The organism is Burkholderia sola (assembly GCF_905400185.1).
In the GTDB taxonomy this organism is placed as follows: domain Bacteria; phylum Pseudomonadota; class Gammaproteobacteria; order Burkholderiales; family Burkholderiaceae; genus Burkholderia; species Burkholderia sola.
Genome location: NZ_FR989675.1, coordinates 892,693 through 908,271, shown reverse-complemented (window position 1 = coordinate 908,271; position 15,579 = coordinate 892,693). Strand labels below are relative to the sequence as shown.

Genomic DNA, 15,579 nt, shown 5'->3' with positions numbered 1-15,579 from the left:
GTGACTTCATACACCGATTCGATTTCGAACCCGGTCGCCGACACGTCGAAGCCCGCTGCCGGCGCGCGCGCGGCGGACGGCTTCGCGCTCGGCCTGCCGCCCCGCCCCGCGCTGCTCTCGCGTCGCGCGTGGCTCGCGCTCGTCGCGCTATGCGTGGCGATCGGCGTCGGCGTGCCGCTCGCCGCGCTCGTCGCGCCGGAAGCCAGCGCGTTCCATCTGTCCGCGTACACGATGACGCTCGCCGGCAAGCTGATGTGCTACGCGATCGCCGCGCTCGCGCTCGATCTCGTGTGGGGCTACTGCGGGATCCTGAGCCTGGGCCACGGCTTGTTCTTCGCGCTCGGCGGCTATGCGATCGGCATGTACCTGATGCGCGAGATCGGCCGCGAAGGCAAGTACGGCAGCGACCTGCCCGACTTCATGGTGTTCCTCGACTGGCACCAGTTGCCGTGGTACTGGAGCGGCACGCAGCATCTCGCGTGGGCGCTCGCGCTCGTCGTGCTCGTGCCGGCCGTGCTCGCGTGGGTATTCGGCTTCTTCACGTTCCGCTCGCGCGTGAAGGGCGTGTACCTGTCGATCATCACGCAGGCCATGACGTTCGCCGCGATGCTGCTGTTCTATCGCAACGAGACGGGCTTCGGCGGCAACAACGGCTTCACCGATTTCAAGCGCATCGCCGGCTTCTCGATCACGTCGCCGGGCACGCGCACGGTGCTGTTGCTGCTGACCTTCGCGACGCTCGTGCTCGCGTTCGTCGCCGCGCGCGCGATCGTCACGAGCAAGCTCGGACGCGTGGTGACCGCGGTGCGCGACGGCGAGACGCGGCTGATGTTCCTCGGCTACAGCCCGCTCGCGTACAAGCTGTTCGTGTGGACCGTGTCGGCCGTGCTGTGCGGCATCGCCGGCGCGCTGTACGTGCCGCAGGTCGGCATCATCAATCCCGGCGAGATGTCGCCCGGCAACTCGATCGAGATGGCGATCTGGGTCGCGGTGGGCGGGCGCGGCACGCTGATCGGGCCGATCGTCGGCGCGTTCGCGGTGAACGGCGCGAAAAGTTTCTTCACCGCGTACTTCGCCGAATACTGGCTGTTCTTCCTCGGCCTGATCTTCGTGCTCGTGCCGCTCTTGCTGCCGCGCGGGATCATGGGCCTCGTCGAAACCGTGCTCGCGAAGGGGAAACGCGCATGAACGGAACGGCTCTCTATCAGTTCACGCCGCCGCCCGAGGACGAGCTGCTCGCCGTCAGCGGCAGCGCGTCGATGGGGCGCGTCGTGCCGGCCGGCATCGACACGTCGCACGGCACGATCCTCTATCTCGAGGATATCGAAGTAAGCTTCGACGGCTTTCGCGCGCTGAAGAAATTGTCGCTCGCGATCGACGTGGGCGAGCTGCGCTGCGTGATCGGCCCGAACGGCGCGGGCAAGACGACGATGATGGACGTCATCACCGGCAAGACGCGGCCCGATGCGGGCAAGGTGTTTCTCGGCCAGACGATCGATCTCGCGCGGATGAACGAACCCGAGATCGCGCGGGCGGGCATCGGCCGCAAGTTCCAGAAGCCGACCGTGTTCGAACAGCATCCGGTGTGGGAAAACCTCGAACTCGCGATGCAGACCGACAAGGGGTGGCTCGCGTCGCTGCGCGCGCGGCTCGACCGTACCGCGCAGGCGAAGATCGAGGAGACGCTCGCGCTGATCGGCCTCGAAAGCCAAGCGTATCGCGCGGCCGGCGAGCTGTCGCACGGGCAGAAGCAGCGGCTCGAAATCGGCATGCTGCTGATGCAGCGTCCCGCGCTGCTGCTGCTCGACGAGCCGGCGGCCGGGATGACCGACCACGAGACGATGGAACTCGCCGAGCTGCTGAACACGCTGCGCGGCACCTGCTCGATGATGGTCGTCGAGCACGACATGGAGTTCGTCGCGGCGCTCGCGGGCGACACGGGGCGCGTGACGGTGATGGCCGAAGGCGCGGTGCTCGCGCACGGCACGCTCGACCAGGTCAAGCGCGACGACGCGGTGATCGAGTCTTACCTCGGACGATGATGCGATGCTGAAAATCGAAGCGCTGAACCAGTACTACGGCGGCAGCCATATCCTGCGCAACGTGAACCTCGCGGCCGACGACGGCAAGCTCACCGTGCTGCTCGGCCGCAACGGCGTCGGCAAGAGCACGCTGCTGCGCTGCCTGATGGGGGTCGTCGCCGCGAAAAGCGGCAGCGTGTCGTGGCGCGGCACCGCGCTCGGCGCACTGCCGCCGTATGCGCGCGTCGCGGCCGGGCTCGCGTACGTGCCGCAGGGCCGCGACATCTTTCCGCGGCTCACCGTCGAGGAGAACCTGCTCGTGGGTGCGGCGAGCCGCAAGGCGCCGTCGAAAGTGCCCGATCGCATCTACGACCTGTTCCCGGTGCTGAAGGACATGCGTGCGCGGCGCGGCGGCGACCTGTCGGGCGGTCAGCAGCAACAGCTCGCGATCGGCCGCGCGCTGATGAGCGAGCCGCAGCTGCTGATCCTCGACGAGCCGACCGAAGGCATCCAGCCGTCGATCATCCAGGACATCGGGCGCACGCTGCGCCAGCTCGTCGACGAATCGAAGATGACCGTGCTGCTGGTCGAACAGTATTACGATTTCGCGCGATCGATCGCGGATCGATATTGGGTGATGAGTCGCGGGGAGGTCATCGCGGGGGGTGACGCGCGGGACATGGAGACGAACGGCGTGCGCGAGTTGATCGCGGTGTGACGGTAGGCACGGCGGTAGGCACGGCGGGGAACACGTACGGCCGACTCGCGAGACGCCCGCACGCGGCACTTCCTGCGAACGCGGCATCTGCATTATTGTTCCGGTAGCATCCACGTTCTTCGCACCCGCTTCCTCGTTTCCCGTTCGCCGCCGATGTCCGCCCCCGATTCGCACGCCCCGCTGTCCCGCCCCGCCGTCGCCAAGTCGTGGCGCGGCCGCCTCGAACTCGGCTTCGAGCGGCACAGTGCGCGCACGACGCTCGCGCACCGGCTGCACGACGGCCCGTTGCGCGTGCAGCGGCCGCTGTACCCGGAAGGCGACGCGGTCTGCCACGCGGTGATCGTGCACCCACCGGGCGGCGTCGCGGGCGGCGACCGGCTCGACATCGACATCGCGCTCGGCGACGGCACGCATGCGGTGCTCACGACGCCCGGCGCGACCAAGTGGTACAAGTCGAACGGGCTCGACGCGACGCAGCGCATCGGCATCACGGTCGGCGCGCACGCGAAGCTCGACTGGCTGCCGCAGAACAACCTGTTCTTCGACGCGGCCCACGCCGCGCTCGACTTCACGGTGACGCTCGGCGCGGGCGCGAGCGCGATCGGCTGGGACGCGACGCAGCTCGGCCGGCAGGCGGCCGGCGAAACGTGGTCGGCGGGCCGCATCGCGTCGGGTTCGGCACTCGTCGATGCCGACGGCCGGCCGCTGTGGACCGAGCGCGCGCTGCTCGATGCGCACGACCCGCTGCGCGGCGCGCTGCAGGGTCTTGCCGGCTTTCCCGCATACGGCACGCTGTGGGCCGCCGGCGCCGCGTGCGACGCCGCGCTCGCCGAATCGCTCGCCGCGCGGATGCCGTTCGATGCGACGCTGCGCGCGGGCGCGACCTGCGTGACACCCGGCGTCGTGCTGGTCCGCGCGCTGTCGACGTCGATGGAAGCGCTGCAACGCCACTTCACCGACTGCTGGCTGCACCTGCGGCCGATCGTGCACGGCGTCGACGCACGGCCGCTGCGCCTCTGGCAAACCTGAGCGCGGTCGCGCCACGCACCGTTTCGGCGCAACGCCACCCCACACCGCGCACCCTGTACATGCATCGCGCACCATGAATGCGCACGACAGCACGCCGGATGCACATGGCACGGCCCTTGCTGCTTACATAAGCGATACACGACGCACGCCAAACAGCGCGGTGCTACGATGATCCGCCTCCTGCCCGGTTGCGTGCGCACCGATAAAAATTACGTTTTCCTGAACGCCTGCCTTCATGAAACTGACTCCCCGCGAAAAGGACAAGCTGCTGATCTTCACGGCGGCGTTGCTTGCCGAACGCCGCCGCGCGCGCGGCCTGAAGCTCAACTATCCGGAGGCGGTGGCCTTCATCACCGCGGCGCTGATGGAAGCCGCGCGCGACGGCAAGACCGTGGCCGAGGTAATGCATTACGGCACGACGCTGCTCACGCGCGACGACGTGATGGACGGCGTGCCGGAAATGATTCCCGACATCCAGGTCGAAGCGACCTTCCCCGACGGCACGAAGCTCGTGACCGTCCACCACCCGATTCCGTGAGGCCCCGCATGATCCCCGGCGAAATCCTCACCGACGACGGCGAACACGAATTGAACGCGGGCCGCGCGACGCTGTCGCTCGTCGTCGCGAACACCGGCGATCGCCCGGTGCAGGTCGGCTCGCACTACCACTTCTTCGAAGTCAACGACGCGCTGTCGTTCGATCGCGTGGCCGCGCGCGGCTTTCGCCTGAACATTGCGGCCGGCACCGCCGTGCGCTTCGAGCCGGGCCAGACGCGCACCGTCGAGCTGGTCGCACTCGCGGGCGATCGCGCCGTCTACGGTTTTCAGGGCAAGGTGATGGGGCCGCTGTAAGCCGCCCCGCTCTTCAGGAACAGCAACATGACACTACGCTTGAGCCGCCGCGCGTACGCGGAAATGTTCGGGCCGACGACGGGCGACCGCGTGCGGCTCGCGGATACCGAACTGCTGATCGAGATCGAACGCGACTTCACCACGTACGGCGAGGAAGTGAAATTCGGCGGCGGGAAAGTGATCCGCGACGGGATGGGCCAGTCGCAGCGCGTGGCCGCCGACGTGCCCGATACCGTCATCACGAACGCGGTGATCCTCGATCACTGGGGCATCGTGAAGGCCGACATCGCGATCAAGCACGGCCGCATCGCCGCGATCGGCAAGGCCGGCAACCCCGACATCCAGCCGGGCGTGACGATCGCGATCGGCGCCGCGACCGAAGTGATCGCCGGCGAAGGGCTGATCGTGACGGCGGGCGGCATCGACACGCACATCCACTTCATCAGCCCGCAGCAGATCGACGAGGCGCTGGCCTCGGGTGTCACGACGATGCTCGGCGGCGGCACGGGGCCAGCCACCGGCACCAACGCGACGACCTGCACGCCGGGCCCGTGGCACATGGAGCGGATGCTGCAGGCGGCCGACGGCTGGCCGATCAACCTCGGCTTCCTCGGCAAGGGCAATGCGAGCCTGCCGCAGCCGCTCGTCGAGCAGATCGCGGCCGGCGCGATCGGCCTGAAGCTGCACGAGGACTGGGGCACGACGCCCGCCGCGATCGACAACTGCCTGTCGGTGGCCGACGACACCGACACGCAGGTCGCGATCCACACCGACACGCTGAACGAGGCCGGCTTCGTCGAATCGACGGTCGCCGCGTTCAAGGGCCGTACGATCCACACGTACCACACCGAAGGCGCGGGCGGCGGCCATGCGCCCGACATCCTGAAGGTGTGCGGCGAGATGAACGTGCTGCCGTCGTCGACCAATCCGACGCGCCCGTACACGATCAACACGCTCGACGAGCATCTCGACATGCTGATGGTGTGCCATCACCTCGATCCGTCAATCGCCGAGGATCTCGCGTTCGCCGAATCGCGCATTCGCCGCGAGACGATCGCGGCCGAGGACATCCTGCACGATCTCGGCGCGCTGTCGATGCTGTCGTCCGATTCGCAGGCGATGGGCCGCGTCGGCGAAGTGATCATCCGCACGTGGCAGACCGCGCACAAGATGAAGGTGCAGCGCGGCGCACTGCCGGAGGACGGCGCGCGCAACGACAACTTCCGCGCGAAACGCTACGTCGCGAAGTACACGATCAACCCGGCGCTCACGCACGGCATCGCGCATGAAGTCGGCTCGATCGAGCCCGGCAAGTGGGCCGACCTCGTGCTGTGGGAGCCCGCGTTCTTCGGGATCAAGCCGTCGATGATCCTGAAGGGCGGGATGATCGCGCTCGCGCAGATGGGCGACCCGAACGCGTCGATCCCGACGCCGCAGCCGGTCCACTACCGCGAGATGTTCGCGACGCGCGGCGGCGCGCTCGCGCGCACGTCGCTGACCTTCGTGTCGCAGATGGCGGCCGATGCGGGCATCGCGGAGCGCTACGGCCTCGCGAAGCGGATCGTGCCGGTGCGCAACTGCCGCAACGTGACGAAGGCCGACATGATCCACAACGCATGGCGTCCGTCGATCAGCGTCGACCCGGAAACCTACGACGTGATCGCCGACGGCCAGTTGCTCACCTGCGAACCGGCAACGGTGCTGCCGATGGCGCAGCGCTATTTCCTGTTCTGATCCGGAATCCTCAGTGTCATGCGCACCCTCGACAAACGCATTGCCCCGAACGTGAAACTCGCCGCGTCGCTCGTCGCGCGCGCGCCGACGCTCACGCTCGCCTATGACGCCCGCTGCAAGAGCCGCCTCGCGGCGACGCTCGACACCGGCGAGGACGTCGCGGTCCTGCTGCCGCGCGGCACCGTGCTGCGCGACGGCGACGTGCTCGTCGCCGACGACGGCGCGCTCGTGCGTATCGCCGCGGCATCCGAAACGGTGCTGCTCGTGCGCGCCGCCGATCCGCTCACGCTGATGCGCGCCGCCTACCATCTCGGCAACCGCCATACGCCGGTCGAGATCGGCGACGGCTACCTGAAGCTCGAAGCCGATCCGGTGCTCGCGGACATGCTGCGCCGGCTCGGCACGCAGGTCGAAGAGGCGCGCGCGCCGTTCCAGCCGGAAGCCGGCGCGTACGGCGGCGGCCACAAGCACGGGCACGACGCGACGTTCGCCGAGGACTACGCGCTGGCGCAGCAGGTGTTCGGCGAACACCACGGGCATTCGCACGATCACGATCACGATCACGATCACGGCCATCAGCATGGTCCCGGCTGCACGCACGGCCACCACGGTCATGACCACCACTGAACTCGTCGCGCTGCTGCACCTCGCGTCGCCCGCACTACCGATCGGCGCGTACAGCTATTCGCAGGGCCTTGAAGCCGCGCTCGACGCGAACCTGATCCGCGACGCCGATTCCGCGCGCGACTGGATCGCGAGCGGCCTGACCGACGTGCTCGCGCACGGCGAATTGCCGTTCCTCGCGCACCAGCTCGCCCGCTGGCAGGCGCACGACACGCACGCGCTCGCCGCCGACAACGCGTGGTTCGTCGCGAGCCGCGAATCGGCCGAACTGCGCCGCGAAACCGAACAGATGGGCTGGTCGCTCGCGCAGTTGTGCGCGTCTCTCGAATGGGGCGACGCCGCACGCCGCGCGACGCTCGCGTCGCTGTCGCCGATCGCACTGCCGACCGCGTTCGCGTACGCGGCCGCCGCACACGACGCCAGTGCCGACGCGACGCTCGCCGCGTATGCATTCGGCTGGGTCGAGAACCAGACGTCCGCCGCGCTGAAAGCCGTGCCGCTCGGGCAGCTCGCCGGACAACGCATCATCGTCGCGCTGCGCGGCGCGATCGACGCCGCCGTGCGCCGCGCGCTCGCGACGCCGCCCGACGCCGTCAACACGTTCGCGCCGCAGCTCGGCATCCTGTCCGCGCGGCACGAAACCCAGTATTCGCGGTTGTTCCGCTCCTGAACCTCTTCGCCCGACCATGAACGCACCTGCTCCCTCCTCCGCCCGCCGCACGAAGAAACTGCCGCCGCTGCGCGTCGGCATCGGCGGCCCCGTCGGCTCCGGCAAGACCACGCTGCTCGAAATGCTGTGCAAGGCGATGCGCGACAAGTACGACCTCGTCGCGATCACGAACGACATCTATACGAAGGAAGACCAGCGGCTGCTGACGGTCGCGGGCGCGCTGCCCGAGGAACGCATCATGGGCGTCGAGACGGGCGGCTGCCCGCACACGGCGATCCGCGAGGATGCGTCGATCAACCTCGAAGCCGTCGACCGGATGCTGTCGCGCTTCCCAGATGCCGACATCGTGTTCATCGAGTCCGGCGGCGACAATCTCGCGGCGACCTTCAGCCCCGAGCTGTCGGACCTGACGATCTACGTGATCGACGTGGCCGGCGGCGAGAAGATTCCGCGCAAGGGCGGCCCCGGCATCACGAAGTCCGACCTGCTCGTGATCAACAAGACCGACCTCGCGCCGCTGGTCGGCGCGAATCTCGACGTGATGGCGTCCGACACGCGGAAGATGCGCGGCGAGCGGCCTTACGTGATGACGAACCTGAAGGCGCTCGACGGCGTCGCGGACGTGATCGCGTTCATCGAGAAGAAGGGTTTGCTGACGGTGTGAGCGGCATGGCGGCGGCTCACGTCGCCGCCATGCGTGCGCGGGCGGCCTTGCGCCGCCCTTCGTCTATTCGTCTTCGGAAGAGGCGTCCTGCCCACCCGGCAGCGCACGCGCACCGGCTTCGCCGGCCGGCAGCAACGCGGCGAGCACGTCGACCGTGCGCTCGGTCGCGCCACGGTGACGCGACGCGAATGCCGCGCCGGCCGCGCCCATCGCGATGCGCCGCGCCTTGTCGGCGAACAGCGCATCGAGCACGTGCGCGAGATCGAGCGGATCCGCGACCTGCATCGCCGCACCGGCCGCGACCGCATCGGCGGTCGCCTGCGTGAAGTTGAACACGTGGGGCCCGATCAGCACCGGCACGCCGACCGCACACGCCTCGATCAGGTTCTGCCCGCCGAGCGGCAACAGGCTGCCGCCGATGAACGCGATGTCGGCCGCCGCGTAGTACGCGCCGAGCTCGCCCATCGAATCGCCGAGCAGCACCGTCACGTCGCCGGCCAACGGTTCGGCGGCCGGCCGGCCGGCCGCGAGCGCGGCCGCATCGGCCGCCCAGGCGGAGCGCCGCACGCACTTGAGCCCGCTGCGCGCAACGAGCGCCTCGACTTCGGCGAAACGCTGCGGATGACGCGGCACGAGCACCAGCAACGCGCCGGGCGTGCGCATTTCCGCGAACGCCTGCAGCACCAGCGCTTCCTCGTTCTCGCGCGTGCTGGCCGCGACCCATACCGGCCGCGCGCCGATCGCGTCGCGCCACGCATGGCCGCGTGCCGCAAGCTCCGGCGGCGTCGTCATGTCGAATTTCAGGTTGCCGAGCACGGTCACGTTGCGGGCGCCGAGCGACGTCAGCCGCTCCGCATCGGCCGGGCTCTGCGCGAGCACGCGCGAGAAGCCGCCGAACACGTCGCGCGTCGCCGTGCCGAACTTCGCCGCGCGCCGGAACGAACGCGCGGACATCCGCGCATTGGTCAGCACGAGCGGCACGTCCGCGCGGCGGCACTCGTCGATCAGCGTCGGCCACACCTCGGTTTCCATCACGAGGCCGAGCGTCGGCCGCCATGCGCGCAGGAAGCGCCGCACCGCGCCCGGCATGTCGTACGGCAGATAACAGCGCAGCACGCGATCGCCGAAGATCTGTTCGCCCGTCGCCCGGCCGCTCGGCGTCATGTGCGTGAGCAGGATGCGCGCATCGGGGCGCGCGTGCATCAGCGCATCGATCAGCGGCTGCGCGGCGCGCGTCTCGCCGACCGACACCGCATGCACCCAGATCAGCGGCGCGCGATCGTCCGGCGAGCGGCCCGCGGCATGACCGAAGCGCTCGCCGATGTGCTCGCGATAGCCGCGCTCCTTGCGCGAACGCACGTAGAGCCGGATGACCGCGGCCGGCGCGACGAGCCACCACAGCGCGCGATAGATCGCCCTCAGCATGCGGCCGCCCTCGAGTGACGTCGAAGCAGGTGCGCGCTCAAACCAGCGCCCTGCCCGTCAGGCGTTCGAGAATGCCGAGCGGCGCGCACTCGCGGCGCACCATCGCATCGACCGGCAGGAAGAAGGTCTGCTCGAGCATGAACTGGCCGGACATCACAGCGTGCGAAGTCTGATCGGAGAAACATATCCACACGCTGCCCGGCGGAAACGGCATCGTTTGCTGTGGACACGTCTTCTGGTAATCGAGGTCGGCCTTCATCCCGTCGTGCAGGTTCAGCATCAGGTGGTCGTATGCGCTGCGCGGCGACTTCGTCACGTGCAGCAGGTTCAGCAACCACGCCGAGCCCGGGAACTGCGGCCGGATCTTCGGCAGGAAGCGCTTCGCGACGTCCTCGAACGGCTCGCCGACGCGCCACACGCGCGGCGCGCCGGCCGGGTTCACGTTCGTGAACACGCGCAGGATCCGCTCGCCGTAGTTCGGCCGCGACGGGAATGCGTCGACGTGCAGGCGGCTGTCGTCCTTGCGCCACGACGTCTGGCGCGTCTCGACCTGCATCAGCCGCAGGCTCGTCGGCGCGACGCGCAGCTTGCCGCGATATTCGGGAAAGAGGCCGTCGACGAGCGTGCCGGCCTGCTGCTGGAAGCGCGCGACGAGCGCGCGCACGGCCGACTGCGTGACGCTGTCGCCGAGCACGCCGGCGAGCGCGCCGCCGTTCGGCGCGAGGCTGATGTTCTTGCGTTTCGGATCGGCGAGCGCCGGATCAAGCAGCGCTTCCTCGCCGCCTTCGATCGCGAAGCGCAGGTGCGGGAAATACAGCACCTTGCCTTCCTCGACCGCGGCGAGCAACTGCTCGCGCGGCGCCGACAGGTTGTGTCCGCTCCAGTCGGCGGACGGGACTTCGATGATCTGGGATTCGCTCATGATCGGTTCGCGTGTGGACAGCGTTACAGGAGACCGAAGCCCGCGAGCGTCGACTTCACCTGCGCGATCGACGGGGGCTGCCCCGCCGTGCCGAGATTGACGACGTTCGGCGACCAGTAGCCGCCGGTCCGCCAGGCCGTCGCGAAATTGTACAGTTCGACCGTCGGACGCTTCAGCGCGGCCGCGATGTGAACCAGACCTGTATCAACCCCGACCGTCGCGGCCGCACCGTCGATCAGCCCGACCACGGCCGGCAGCGACAGCTTCGGCGGCACGATCGCCGCCGCGCCGAATTCCTTCGCGAGCCGCTCGCTGGTCGCGCGTTCCGCGTCGTTGCCCCACGGCAGCACGAGCGACGCGCCGCGCCGCACGAGCGCCTGGCCGAGCTCGATCCATGCGGCGTCCGGCCACTGCTTGTCGGCGCGCGACGTCGCGTGGACGAACACGACGTACGGCACCGGCAGGTTCAGGCCGAGCGCGGCCACCGCGAGCGCCGCCGCCCGCGTGTCGAGGCCGAACTCGACCGGATCGGCCGGGGTCGGCGCCGGGTCGTCCAGCGCGGCCGCGACGAGCTGACGCGAGCGCTCGACCACGTGCGTGCGCGGCGCGATCGGCACGCGCTTGCGGTAGAAGAAGCGCACCGGCCATTCGTAGCCGGCGCCGTCGGTCCGGTTGCCGAGCCCGACGAGCGGGCCGCGCGCCCAGCTCGCGACCCACGCCGTCTTGATGAGGCCCTGGCAGTCGATCACGAGGTCGTACTGCTCGGCGGCGAGGCGCCGGCGAAACGCGCGGATCTCGCGCCACGTCGCGCCCGAGAACGGCTTCTTGCGCCAGCGGCGCAGCGAGAACGGCAGCACGTTGCGCACGCCGTCGACGAGCCGCACGAGGTCGACGAAGCTTTCCTCGACGAGCCAGTCGATCTGCGCATCGGGGTGGCGGCGCCGGATATCGGCGATCACCGGCATGTTGTGCACGACGTCGCCCAGCGACGACACGCGCACGATCAGGATCTTTTGCACGCTGAAAAAACGCCGGCTGACAGCCGGCGACAGACATAAAGGGGGGATTTTATCCCGGCCGAAGGGCCGGACAGACAAAAAGCGGCCGCGCGCCTGGGGCGCGCGCCGCTTTTCGGGACCAGCACGGCCGAGGAACGGGCCGTCGCATGAGAGGCGGCCCGCCGGCCGCCAACGCTCAGAACGGCAGTTTGACGTCCGGCTTCGCGGCCGTCAGCACGCGGCGGAAGTCCTCCTGGATACGCTTGAGCCCTTCCTGCGTCTCGGCTTCGAAGCGCATCACGACGACCGGCGTCGTGTTCGACGAACGCGCGAGACCGAAGCCGTCCGGGTACTCGACGCGCAAGCCGTCGATCGTCACGACTTCGTCGGCGCCGTCGAACTTCGCCTCTTTCTGCAACTGATCGATCAGGCGGAAATTCTCGCCTTCGTCGAGCCAGAGCTGCAGTTCGGGCGTGCTCATCGCGTCCGGCAGGCTGTTGAGCAACGCGCTCGGATCGGCCGTCTTCGCGAGAATCTCGAGCAGGCGCGCGCCGGTGTACAGGCCGTCGTCGAAGCCGTACCAGCGATCCTTGAAGAACACGTGGCCGCTCATTTCGCCGGCGAGCGGCGCACCCGTCTCGCGCAGCTTCGCCTTCACGAGCGAGTGCCCCGTCTTCCACATCAGCGGCTCGCCGCCCTTCGACTTCACCCACTGCGCGAGGTGGCGCGTGCACTTCACGTCGTAGATGATCTGGGCGCCCGGGTTGCGCGACAGCACTTCTTCCGCGAACAGCATCAGCTGGCGGTCCGGATAGATGATCTGGCCGTCCTTCGTGACGACGCCCAGGCGGTCGCCGTCGCCGTCGAACGCGAAGCCGAGCTCCGCATCGGTGTCCTTCAGCGCCTGGATCACGTCCTGCAGGTTTTCCGGGTGGGCGGGATCGGGGTGGTGGTTCGGGAACGTGCCGTCGATGTCGGTGAAGCGCTCGACGAGCTCGCAGCCGAGCGCCTTGAACAGGCGCGTCGCGAGCGGGCCGGCGACGCCGTTGCCGGCGTCGACCACAAGCTTCAGCGGCCGCGCGAGCTTCACGTCGCCGACGATGCGCGCGATGTATTGATCGGCGACGTCGATTTCCTCATAGGTGCCGCTGCCCGTCTCGAACCGCTCGTCGACGATGCGGCGATACAGCGCCTGGATCTGCTCGCCGTAGATCGCGGCGCCGCGCAGCACCATCTTGAAGCCGTTGTAGTCGGGCGGGTTGTGGCTGCCCGTGACGACGATGCACGAATCGACGCGGCGCTCGCCGCCCTTCAGCGCGAGCGGCACGTTCGCCGCGAAATAGCCGACCGGCGTCGGCACCATGCCGACGTCGACGACGTCGACACCGGCCGCCCGCAGGCCGTCGGCCAGTGCGCCGACGAGTTCCGGCCCGGACAGGCGGCCGTCGCGCGCGACGACGACCGCATCGCCGCCCTGCGCACGCACCTCGCTGCCGAATGCGCGGCCGATCCCGCGCGCCGTGTCGACGTCGAGTGTCTTGCCGACCACGCCACGGATGTCATATGCCTTGAAGATGGATTGGGAGATCATCGATTCTCTTCTCTCTCAGTTGCGTGCATGGAAAATTGTCTGGCTTGGCTGGCCGCCTCTCGCCGGTGCCGCGCATGATACAGGCGGCCCCGCAAAACAAGGAACGGAACGGCTGGAGCGGTCGCGATCCCACTTATAATCGCGGGTTTTGATGACGCGCATACCGCCTATTTTAATGCCTAGCCGTCCCGCCGCCGCCCACCCGCCGCTTTCGGCCGCCCCCCGCGCGCGCCGTCGCTGCCGCGCATGCTGAAGCGCTTCGGCAACCCGGACGTCGCGAAAGCCGTCGCGAACCTCGTCTGGCTGGGCCTCGAACGGCTCACGCAGATCGGCGTCGCGATCGCGATCAGCGGCCTGCTGGCCCGTTATTTCGGGCCAGATGTGTTCGGCAAATGGCAGTACGCGAATACGCTTCTCCTGGTACTGGCGCCGCTCACCTGGGTGTGCGGCGCGGAAATCCTCGTCCCGACCATCGTCCAGCGCCCGCCCGCCCAGCTCGGCGCGGTGCTCGGCAGCGCGTTCGTGCTGCGCATCGCCGTGTCGGTCGCCGCGCTCGCCGCGACCTGGATCGCGATCGCCGCGGGCGCCTTCGACCCGCTGGTCGGCGCGATGCTCGCGGGCCTCGCGGTCACGATGGTGTTTCGCGAGCCGTTCGTCGGCGTGATCAACGCGTGGCTGCAGAGCATGACCTACAGCAAGCCGCAGCTCGTCGCCAGCATGGTCACGGCGCTCGCCAAGGCGCTGCTCGTGTGGCTGCTGGTGCGCGCGGCCGCCGGCCCCGCCCGCTTCGCGTGGCTGTGGGCGCTGGAAGCCGCCGCGATCGGCCTCGCGCTGCTGCTGTACTACCGCCATCGTAACGGCGGCGCGCTCGGCTGGACGTTCGACACATCGCTGTTCCGGCACTTTGCAACGGCCGGCACCGTGTTCTGGCTCGGCCTCATCTGCATGTACCTGTTCCTGAAACTCGACCGCCTGATGCTCGAGCGCCACGTGTCGTTCGCCGATCTCGGCCGCTATTCGGCCGCGCAGCAGCTCAACGAGAACTGGATCACGCTCGCGCTGATGCTCGCGCAGACCATCGCGCCCGCGTTCGTGTACCGCGTGCAGGACGTCGCGCGGCTGCGCCGCAACATCGTCCGGCTGATCGCGATGACGGCCGGCCTGATGACGGCTGGCGCGCTCGTGCTCGACACGGCCGCCCCGCTGATCGTCGGCAAGGTGTTCGGCCGCGGCTACGAGGCGTCGGTCGACATCTTCCGCTGGGCCGTCTGGCTGTCCGTGCCGGCCGGCATCGAGGCGATAGGCAATCTTATCGTTCTCAAATATCAAGCAAAATTCGTGTTGCTGTCGAAATGGCTGCTCGCGCTGGCGATCGCCGTGCTCGTCAACCTGTTCGCGATCCCGCGGCTCGGCCTGTACGGCGCGCTCGTCGGGCTGGCGGCCGGCTACCTGGCTGCTGCCGCCGTCAACTTTTATTACATCCGTTTCAAGCTGCGAACATGACGTCCCCTGATTGCCCGCCCCCGCTCGACGACGTGGCCGTGCTGATGCCGGCCTACAACGGGCACGACGACGTCGCCCGGACCCTCGCGTCGTTTCGCGAGGACGCACCCGTGCACGTGCTGATCGTCGACGACGGCAGCACGCCGCCGATCGTCGCACCCGACCTGCCAGGCCTGTCGATCGACGTGCTGCGCATGCCGCGCAACGGCGGCATCGAACGCGCGCTGGCGGCCGGCATCGACGCGCTCGCCGCGCGCGGCTTCCGCTATGCGGCCCGCATCGATGCGGGCGATCTCGCCACGCCGCAGCGCCTGGCGAAAGAACGCGCGTATCTCGACGCCCACCCGCGCGTGGCCTGCGTCGGCATGTGGACGCAGGTCGTGTCGCGCGCCGGCGAGCCGCGCTTCATGCTGACGCCGCCCGCCGACCCGCGCACGCTGCGCCGCACGCGCTTCCTGCGCTCGCCGCTCGTGCATCCGTCGGTCATGTTGCGCATCGACGCCGTGCGCGAAGTGGGCAACTATCGGGCGAAGTACCGCGCGGCCGAGGATCTCGATCTTTTTTTACGGTTAATGCAACGCTACGATTGCGCGAACCTGCCGGAACTCGGCCTGTATTACGAGCTTAACGAGGGCGGGATCAGTGCGACCAAACGCCGGCGCCAGCTGGTGTCGACGCTCACGCTGCTGCTGCGCCACTTCAACGTGCTGAACCCGTACGACTGGGCCGGCCTCGCCAAGAACCTGCTGCATTTCGTGACGCCGTACCGTACGCTGCAGCGCATCAAGCAGACGCTGTTCGCCGCGCGGCCGTCCGCCTGACGCGCAT

At 68.8% G+C, this 15,579-nt stretch carries 16 protein-coding genes; 12 read left to right on the top strand and 4 right to left on the bottom strand.

What is annotated here, in order from left to right:
• The 10 genes from urtC (at position 1) to ureG (ending at position 8,312) form a co-directional block, all read left to right on the top strand.
• Positions 1-1,188, top strand: a complete 1,188-nt coding sequence (gene urtC / locus KR541_RS04180; RefSeq protein ID WP_050011642.1) for an urea ABC transporter permease subunit UrtC — start codon at positions 1-3, stop codon at positions 1,186-1,188.
• Positions 1,185-2,042: an urea ABC transporter ATP-binding protein UrtD gene (urtD, locus tag KR541_RS04175; protein ID WP_089488221.1), complete on the top strand. Its 858-nt coding sequence runs from the start codon at positions 1,185-1,187 to the stop codon at positions 2,040-2,042. Before urtC ends, urtD begins: the two co-directional genes overlap by 4 nt.
• A gap of 4 nt (positions 2,043-2,046) precedes the next feature.
• Positions 2,047-2,739, top strand: a complete 693-nt coding sequence (gene urtE, locus KR541_RS04170) for an urea ABC transporter ATP-binding subunit UrtE (protein WP_050011644.1) — start codon at positions 2,047-2,049, stop codon at positions 2,737-2,739.
• A gap of 153 nt (positions 2,740-2,892) precedes the next feature.
• Positions 2,893-3,768: an urease accessory protein UreD gene (locus KR541_RS04165; RefSeq protein WP_204383711.1), complete on the top strand. Its 876-nt coding sequence runs from the start codon at positions 2,893-2,895 to the stop codon at positions 3,766-3,768.
• A gap of 235 nt (positions 3,769-4,003) precedes the next feature.
• Positions 4,004-4,306, top strand: a complete 303-nt coding sequence (gene ureA / locus KR541_RS04160) for an urease subunit gamma (RefSeq protein ID WP_006406310.1) — start codon at positions 4,004-4,006, stop codon at positions 4,304-4,306.
• Between the two features lie 8 nt (positions 4,307-4,314).
• Positions 4,315-4,620: an urease subunit beta gene (locus KR541_RS04155; RefSeq protein ID WP_050011646.1), complete on the top strand. Its 306-nt coding sequence runs from the start codon at positions 4,315-4,317 to the stop codon at positions 4,618-4,620.
• Positions 4,621-4,647: 27 nt separating this feature from the next.
• Positions 4,648-6,354 (top strand): urease subunit alpha, encoded by a 1,707-nt coding sequence (gene ureC, locus KR541_RS04150; RefSeq protein ID WP_050011647.1) that lies wholly within the window; start codon positions 4,648-4,650, stop codon positions 6,352-6,354.
• An 18-nt stretch (positions 6,355-6,372) separates the two neighbouring features.
• Positions 6,373-6,981, top strand: coding sequence for an urease accessory protein UreE (ureE, locus tag KR541_RS04145; protein ID WP_216089384.1), 609 nt, complete (start codon positions 6,373-6,375; stop codon positions 6,979-6,981).
• Positions 6,968-7,648 carry an urease accessory protein UreF gene (locus KR541_RS04140; protein ID WP_089488219.1) on the top strand — a complete coding sequence of 227 codons (681 nt, stop codon included), beginning with the start codon at positions 6,968-6,970 and terminating at the stop codon, positions 7,646-7,648. The genes ureE and KR541_RS04140 overlap by 14 nt, the downstream gene beginning before the upstream one ends.
• Positions 7,649-7,664: 16 nt before the next feature.
• A complete protein-coding gene (gene ureG / locus KR541_RS04135) occupies positions 7,665-8,312 on the top strand; it encodes an urease accessory protein UreG (RefSeq protein WP_050011650.1) in 648 nt (215 codons plus the stop codon).
• Between the two features lie 63 nt (positions 8,313-8,375).
• Here ureG and waaA read toward each other — a convergent pair whose 3' ends face one another.
• From waaA to KR541_RS04115, 4 genes are all read right to left on the bottom strand, one after another.
• Entirely contained in the window at positions 8,376-9,737 is a 1,362-nt protein-coding gene (gene waaA / locus KR541_RS04130) for a lipid IV(A) 3-deoxy-D-manno-octulosonic acid transferase (protein ID WP_216089383.1), read from the bottom strand.
• Positions 9,738-9,774: 37 nt separating this feature from the next.
• A complete protein-coding gene (gene kdoO, locus KR541_RS04125) occupies positions 9,775-10,659 on the bottom strand; it encodes a Kdo hydroxylase KdoO (protein WP_006485119.1) in 885 nt (294 codons plus the stop codon).
• Between the two features lie 23 nt (positions 10,660-10,682).
• Complete coding sequence (gene waaC / locus KR541_RS04120) at positions 10,683-11,678, bottom strand: lipopolysaccharide heptosyltransferase I (protein ID WP_050011652.1); 996 nt, start codon at positions 11,676-11,678, stop codon at positions 10,683-10,685.
• 175 nt (positions 11,679-11,853) lie between these two features.
• Positions 11,854-13,248 carry a phosphomannomutase/phosphoglucomutase gene (locus tag KR541_RS04115; RefSeq protein WP_050011653.1) on the bottom strand — a complete coding sequence of 465 codons (1,395 nt, stop codon included), beginning with the start codon at positions 13,246-13,248 and terminating at the stop codon, positions 11,854-11,856.
• Positions 13,249-13,494: 246 nt separating this feature from the next.
• On the opposite strand from KR541_RS04115, the gene KR541_RS04110 reads away from it, so the two are divergent.
• Positions 13,495-14,751 carry a lipopolysaccharide biosynthesis protein gene (locus KR541_RS04110; protein WP_124638649.1) on the top strand — a complete coding sequence of 419 codons (1,257 nt, stop codon included), beginning with the start codon at positions 13,495-13,497 and terminating at the stop codon, positions 14,749-14,751.
• Complete coding sequence (locus tag KR541_RS04105; protein WP_089488215.1) at positions 14,748-15,572, top strand: glycosyltransferase; 825 nt, start codon at positions 14,748-14,750, stop codon at positions 15,570-15,572. The genes KR541_RS04110 and KR541_RS04105 overlap by 4 nt, the downstream gene beginning before the upstream one ends.
• Positions 15,573-15,579 lie beyond the last annotated feature (7 nt).

Bases quoted from the DNA above. Each gene is read 5' to 3' on its own strand.
- ureA (WP_006406310.1), top strand. From the start codon at position 4,004: ATGAAACTGACTCCCCGCGAAAAGGACAAGCTGCTGATCTTCACGGCG.
- KR541_RS04155 (WP_050011646.1), top strand. From the start codon at position 4,315: ATGATCCCCGGCGAAATCCTCACCGACGACGGCGAACACGAATTGAAC.
- urtE (WP_050011644.1), top strand. From the start codon at position 2,047: ATGCTGAAAATCGAAGCGCTGAACCAGTACTACGGCGGCAGCCATATC.
- KR541_RS04140 (WP_089488219.1), top strand. From the start codon at position 6,968: ATGACCACCACTGAACTCGTCGCGCTGCTGCACCTCGCGTCGCCCGCA.
- ureC (WP_050011647.1), top strand. From the start codon at position 4,648: ATGACACTACGCTTGAGCCGCCGCGCGTACGCGGAAATGTTCGGGCCG.
- kdoO (WP_006485119.1), bottom strand. From the start codon at position 10,659: ATGAGCGAATCCCAGATCATCGAAGTCCCGTCCGCCGACTGGAGCGGA.
- urtD (WP_089488221.1), top strand. From the start codon at position 1,185: ATGAACGGAACGGCTCTCTATCAGTTCACGCCGCCGCCCGAGGACGAG.
- waaA (WP_216089383.1), bottom strand. From the start codon at position 9,737: ATGCTGAGGGCGATCTATCGCGCGCTGTGGTGGCTCGTCGCGCCGGCC.
- ureG (WP_050011650.1), top strand. From the start codon at position 7,665: ATGAACGCACCTGCTCCCTCCTCCGCCCGCCGCACGAAGAAACTGCCG.
- KR541_RS04105 (WP_089488215.1), top strand. From the start codon at position 14,748: ATGACGTCCCCTGATTGCCCGCCCCCGCTCGACGACGTGGCCGTGCTG.
- KR541_RS04115 (WP_050011653.1), bottom strand. From the start codon at position 13,248: ATGATCTCCCAATCCATCTTCAAGGCATATGACATCCGTGGCGTGGTC.
- ureE (WP_216089384.1), top strand. From the start codon at position 6,373: ATGCGCACCCTCGACAAACGCATTGCCCCGAACGTGAAACTCGCCGCG.
- KR541_RS04165 (WP_204383711.1), top strand. From the start codon at position 2,893: ATGTCCGCCCCCGATTCGCACGCCCCGCTGTCCCGCCCCGCCGTCGCC.
- KR541_RS04110 (WP_124638649.1), top strand. From the start codon at position 13,495: ATGCTGAAGCGCTTCGGCAACCCGGACGTCGCGAAAGCCGTCGCGAAC.